Here is a 6,085-nt window from a genome sequence, read left to right as displayed (position 1 = left end):
GGCGGCCTGGTTGGCCGAGGACGCCAGGGACGGGGCCGTCGACGCCCGTTCCATCACCATCAGGTTGAGCGGTGAGCCCGCGACGAACGACGACACGCCGAGCAGTACGACCGCCAGGGCCGCGCTCCACTCCGTGCTCATCAGGAGCGGAAACAGGGCCAGGACCACGATCATCGACACCAGGCCGCCGAACAGCGTGCCCCGCATGCTGTGGTCCGCGAGGCGTCCGCCCAGCAGGTTGCCGATCGTCGCGCCGACGCCGAACAGGGCCAGCAGCAGGGTCACGCTGGAGTCCGCGTACCCGGCGGAGTCGGTGAGCATCGGGGCGATGTAGCTGTACGCCGAGAACAGGGCGCCGAAGCCCGTGACCGTCGTGCCGAGGGCCAGCCAGACCGGCAGCGACTTCAGCGCGGCCAGCTCGCCGCGCAGGCCCGCCACCGGCGCGCCCGCCCGGTCGTGCGGTATCAGCAGCGCCAGCGCCGCTATCGCCGCCACGCCGATCACGCTCACGCCGAGGAAGGTCACCCGCCAGCCGAGCTGCTGGCCCATGGCCGTCGCCACCGGGACGCCGACCACGTTCGCGACCGTCAGACCCAGGAACATCAGGGAGACGGAGCGGGCCTTGCGCTCCGGGGCCACCATGGACGTGGCGACCACCGCGCCCACACCGAAGAAGGCGCCGTGCGGCAGCCCGCTGAGGAAGCGGGCGGCCAGCAGGTAGTCGTACGTCGGGGCGAAGGCGGAGAGCGCGTTGCCCGCCACGAACAGGACCATCAGGCCGATCAGGACCTTCCGGCGCGGGATACGGGCCGTGGCCGCCACGAGCAGCGGGGCGCCGATGACGACGCCCAGGGCGTACGCCGAGACCAGATGTCCGGCGGACGGGATGGAGACTCCCAGGTCGGCGGCGACGTCGGGCAGCAGGCCCATCATCACGAACTCGGTGGTGCCGATGCCGAAGGCACCGACGGCGAGGGCCAGCAGGGCCAGGGGCGAGGTCGTGGTCGAGGTCGTGGTCGGCGTGCGCCGGGACATGGGAAGGGAGGGCCTTTCGGGAGGTGCGGGGAGCCATACGTTCGCGCGCACGTTCGGGCATGCAGTCGTGCGTACGTCCGTACAGTTTATGTTCAGGAGCGGAACAAATATTCCCACGCCCAGTATTCCCGCAGCCTTCCGGCGGGTTACGAGCCTGTTGCCGCTTCCGGAATCTTCACCCGTGCCGCGATCGGCAAGTGGTCGCTCGCGGTGCGCGGCAGCGACCACGAGCTGACCGGCTCCACGCCCTGGACCATGATCTGGTCGATCCTGGCCATCGGGAACGACGACGGCCAGCTGAACCCGAAGCCGCTGCCCGACGCGCCCTGGGTGGAGCGCATCTGGGCGGTGACGGCGTTGAGCGCGCGGTCGTTCATCGTGCCGTTGAGGTCGCCGAGGAGGATCTTGCGGGGCAGCTTCTCGTCGGCGAGCGCCTCCCCGAGCGCGTTGGCGCTCTTGTCGCGCTGGCGGGCCGTGAACCCGGCCTCCAGCTTCACGCGCACCGACGGGAGGTGGGCGACGTACACCGCGACCGGTCCCTCCGGGGTCGCCACGGTGGCGCGCATCGCGCGGGTCCAGCCCAGCTTGATGTCCACCGGGCGGGCGGCACTGAGCGGGTACTTGCTCCACAGGCCGACGGTGCCCTGCACCGAGTGGTACTTGTAGGTCGGCGCGAGTGCCGTCTCGTACGTCGGTACCGCCGTCGCCGTCAGTTCCTCCAGCGCGAGGACGTCGGCGCCGGAGCCGGCCACCTCGCGGGCGGTGCCGGCCGGGTCCGGGTTCTCCGCGTTGACGTTGTGGGTGGCCACCATCAGGTCGCCGCCGGCGCCGGAGTTGCTGCCGAGCAGCCCGCCGAAGAGGTTGAACCAGACCGCCGCGGGCAGCAGTACGGCGATCAGCGCGGTCGCGGAGCGCCGGATCAGCGCGATGATCAGCAGCAGCGGTACGGAGACGATGCCGAACCAGGGCAGGAACGTCTCGCTGAGACTGCCGAGGTTGCCGATCCGGTTGGGGATCTGCGCGTGCAGCAGCATCACCAGGGCGAGCAGGACGGCCAGTACCGCCGTGATCAGGCCCCGGCGCCAGATTCTCGGATCGTCCCGCCAGCCGGCCGTCAGACGGCTCATCAGGCGCCGAAGCCGGGGTCCCCGGCGCTCGGGTCCCGAGCCTCCGTTGTCCGTCTCCGTCATGTACGCCTGCTGGGCCATACCGTCGCCTCACAACCTGCCGTGCATACCGTCCTGTCCCCCGCGCCTAAGACCCTAGGGGATGATCGGGTCCGGTCTCGCCGTCGCATGACGGCCGTACGGGGACGATGACGAACAAGTCGGCACGACCAGTTCCGGTTCCCGGCCCCGGACGGTCCTCTGTGACGAAACACGCACAGTCGAGCGCCGGCCGGCCCAACAGGCGTACGAATTACCGGTTACGGGGCGACAGGCCGCAGACCTTCCAGCAGCGTGTCGACGATCCGCTCGGCGAGGCCCTCCTCCAGGTCCCCCTCGGGACGCAGTACGGCGCGCAGGAGCATCGGCCCGAGGAAGAGGTCGTACATCATCATGGGGTCGATGTCCGGGCGCACTTCGCCGTTCCGCTGGCCCCGGCGCAGCACCTCGACGCCGAGCCGGCGGCGCGGTTCGACGACGGTGGCGTGGTAGGCGGCCCAGAGTTTGGGGCTGCTCTTCATCTGGGCCTGGACGTTGTGCAGGAACGCCGAGGACCGGTTGGCCAGTCCGCGCCGGCGCAGCACCTCAAGCAGCAGGACCAGGTCGTCGCGCGTCGAGGTGCCGGGCAGCTCGGGGTCGGCGGGCTCCATGACCCGCATGACCTCGACGAAGAGCTCCTCCTTGCCCGGCCAGCGGCGGTAGATGGTGGCCTTGCCGACTCCGGCGGTACGGGCCACCCGCTCGATGGAGATGTCCGCGAGCGGCACGCCCTCCTCCAGGAGCCGCATGACGCCCTCGATGATGGAGCGTTCCACGGCTTCGCTCCGGGGACGGCCACGCGCGCCGCTCCGGCCGGCCATGCCGCCCAGGCCCTCCACGAGCTTCACGTGACCCGCTCCATTCCTCGCCCGCCCGCCCTTCGGACCGACTGTCCGCTTTTCGGGCTGTCTACTCTTCCGACTGTCCGTTCTTCCGTTCCTTGGTCATTCTCCCCGATTGTCAGTGGTCCGCCGACGCCAACTGCGGTTTCTCCTCGTCCTCCTGAGCGGCGGGCGAGCGGCCCGGCAGACACAGGACGACGACCAGGGCGCCCAGCAGGGCCACGCCCGCGCCGCACAGCGCGGTGAGGTGCATCGCGTGCAGGAACGCGTCGTGGGCGGGGGCGATCAGGGCGTCGCCCTTCGGGCCGAGCTTCGCGGCGACGCCGAGGGTCGCCTCGATGGACTCGCCCGCCGTGTGCCGTACGCCCGGGGGCAGCATGCCGAGCTTGTCCTCGATGCCGCCGCGATAGGCGGCGGACAGGACGGAGCCGAGTACGGCGATGCCCAGCGCGCCGCCGACCTGGCGGAAGGTGTTGCTGAGCGCGGAGGCCGAGCCGGCCTTCTCGCGGGGCAGGGCCTGCATGATGACGACGCTGGTCGGCGTCATGATGTGCGCCATACCGGCACCCATCAGGAAGAAGACGACCTCCAGCACCCAGATCGGGGTGTCGGCCTCGAAGCCCGCGAACCCGGCCAGGGTCGCGGCGATCAGGAGCATGGCGCCGGTGGTCGTGGCCCGGTTGCCGAAGCGGTCGACGGCCAGCCGGGCGCGCGGCGCGAAGATCAGTTGTGCGGCGGCCAGCGGCAGCATCAGCAGACCGGTCTGGAGGGGCGAGTAGCCGCGCACGCTCTGGGTGTAGAAGACCGAGAAGAAGGTCACACCCATCAGTGCGAAGAAGACGAGCGCGATGACGGACATCGCCGCCGAGAAGCTCTTGTTCCGGAAGTACGTCACGTCGATGGACGGATGGTCGCTGCGCTTCTCGAACAGCACGAAGCCGACGAGTACGGCGAGACCGGCGCCGATGGTCGCCAGCACCTGCGGGTCGGTGAAGTCGGCGAGCTGGCCGCCCTTGATGATGCCGTAGACGAGCAGGACGAGCCCGACGACGGAGAGCAGGACGCCGACGGGGTCGATTCGGCCGGGCTTCGGGTCGCGCGAGTCCGGCACCAGGATCGTCATCAGCACCAGGGCGAGGATCACGATCGGCACGTTGATGAGGAAGACGGAACCCCACCAGAAGTGGGCGAGGAGTACGCCTCCGGTGATCGGCCCTATGGCGATGGCGAGCCCGACACCGCCGGCCCAGATGCCGATGGCCTTGGGCTGCTCCTCGCGCTCGAACACGTTCATCAGGACGGCGAGGGTGGCGGGCATCACGAAGGCGGCGCCGAGGCCCATCAGAGCCCGGAAGAGGATGAGCTGGGTGGGCGAGCCGGCCATGGCGGCGAGGGCGGAGCCGAGGCCGAACACGGTGAGACCGCCGAGGAGCACCTTCTTGCGGCCGAGCCGGTCGCCGAGGATCCCGGCGGTGAACAGCAGTCCGGCGAAGACCAGGGTGTAGGCGTTGATCGCCCACTCCAGCTCGCTCTGGGTGGCGCCCAGGCCGGTGGGCGCGGGGGTGGAGATGGTCTTGATGGCGACGTTGAGGATGGAGTTGTCGAGCACCACGATCAGCAGGCTGAGCATGAGCACGCCGAGGATCATCCAGCGTCGCCGGTGCACGGCCTCGGGGATCCTTGGACCGAGGATGGGTGGGCCGGCGGGAGTAGTCATGACGGCAAGCCTAGATCTATTCCGATACGAGACCGTCTCGTATCGGAATACTTTACCGAGACCTTACCGACGCGCGAGACGTTCGGCACACAGCCCCCACCGCACGGCCGGCCACTAGCCGACCGTGGACATGAGGTGCCACCATGGTGGTGATCCAGGGACGCCGTCAGGGTGCCTTGAGATGATTGAAGGAGCCGTTGCGATGACGCAGCTTCAGCCTGCCCCCCACCAGGCCTCCGCCGGCAGCACCGACGCGAAGAGCACGACAAACGCGTCGAACGCGCTGTACGGAGGCAAGGGCACACGCCGCATCACGGTCCGGGACATCACCGCCGCCAAGGAGCGCGGCGAGAAGTGGCCCATGCTCACCGCGTACGACGCGATGACCGCGTCCGTCTTCGACGAGGCCGGGATCCCGGTCATGCTGGTCGGCGACTCGGCGGGCAACTGTCACCTGGGGTACGAGACGACCGTACCCGTCACCCTCGACGAGATGACCATGCTGTCGGCGGCGGTCGTCCGGGGCACGAGCCGGGCGCTGATCGTCGGCGACCTGCCCTTCGGTTCCTACCAGGAGGGCCCGGTGCAGGCGCTGCGCTCGGCGACCCTCCTGGTGAAGGAGGCGGGGGTCGGTGCCGTCAAGCTGGAGGGCGGCGAGCGCTCGCACCGCCAGATCGAGCTGCTGGTCGAGTCCGGCATCCCGGTGATGGCCCACATCGGCCTCACCCCGCAGTCCGTGAACTCGATGGGCTACCGCGTCCAGGGGCGCGGCGAGGAGGCCGCCCAGCAGTTGCTGCGGGACGCGAAGTCCGTGCAGGACGCGGGGGCGTTCGCGGTGGTACTGGAGCTGGTGCCGGCGGAGCTGGCCGCCGAGGTCACGCGTGTGCTGCACATCCCCACGGTCGGGATCGGGGCGGGCGCGGAGACGGACGCACAGGTGCTGGTGTGGACGGACATGCTCGGGCTGACCGGCGGGCGGATGCCGAAGTTCGTCAAGCAGTACGCGAACCTGCGTGAGGTCATGGGCAACGCGGCGAAGGCCTTCGCGGAGGACGTGACCGGCGGGACGTTCCCGGCGGAGGAGCACTCCGTGCACTGAGCGGTGCACTGAGCGGTGCACTGACCACGCACTGACCGTGCGCTGACCGTTCGCCGGGCGTCTACCCGGGTACACGGATCCCACAGAGCCACTGCGGCACGAAAGCAGCCCGCCGACATCCCCCATCGGCGGGCTGCGGGGTTTGTTCTCTCGCCCCCGCCGCCCCTACCCGTCCCGTCCTGTTCCT

5 protein-coding genes are annotated in these 6,085 nt (G+C 69.9%); 1 reads left to right on the top strand and 4 read right to left on the bottom strand.

Going from position 1 to position 6,085, the window contains the following annotated elements:
- The 4 genes from AOK08_RS18250 to AOK08_RS18235 form a co-directional block, all read right to left on the bottom strand.
- The coding region (locus AOK08_RS18250) for an MFS transporter (protein ID WP_055526944.1) at positions 1–1,035 on the bottom strand (1,035 nt) is incomplete at its 3' end.
- A 146-nt stretch (positions 1,036–1,181) separates the two neighbouring features.
- Positions 1,182–2,162 (bottom strand): endonuclease/exonuclease/phosphatase family protein, encoded by a 981-nt coding sequence (locus AOK08_RS18245; RefSeq protein ID WP_063794081.1) that lies wholly within the window; start codon positions 2,160–2,162, stop codon positions 1,182–1,184.
- 299 nt (positions 2,163–2,461) lie between these two features.
- Positions 2,462–3,061, bottom strand: coding sequence for a TetR/AcrR family transcriptional regulator (locus tag AOK08_RS18240; RefSeq protein WP_055526946.1), 600 nt, complete (start codon positions 3,059–3,061; stop codon positions 2,462–2,464).
- A 139-nt stretch (positions 3,062–3,200) separates the two neighbouring features.
- Positions 3,201–4,799, bottom strand: coding sequence for an MFS transporter (locus AOK08_RS18235; protein ID WP_079054109.1), 1,599 nt, complete (start codon positions 4,797–4,799; stop codon positions 3,201–3,203).
- Between the two features lie 202 nt (positions 4,800–5,001).
- On the opposite strand from AOK08_RS18235, the gene panB reads away from it, so the two are divergent.
- Positions 5,002–5,898 carry a 3-methyl-2-oxobutanoate hydroxymethyltransferase gene (panB, locus tag AOK08_RS18230; RefSeq protein ID WP_055526938.1) on the top strand — a complete coding sequence of 299 codons (897 nt, stop codon included), beginning with the start codon at positions 5,002–5,004 and terminating at the stop codon, positions 5,896–5,898.
- The last annotated feature ends 187 nt before the right edge of the window (positions 5,899–6,085 follow it).

The organism is Streptomyces graminilatus (assembly GCF_001418565.1).
Lineage (GTDB): Bacteria > Actinomycetota > Actinomycetes > Streptomycetales > Streptomycetaceae > Streptomyces > Streptomyces graminilatus.
The sequence above is the reverse complement of the archived record's forward strand: the minus strand, read 5'-3'. Positions and strand labels throughout refer to the sequence as shown.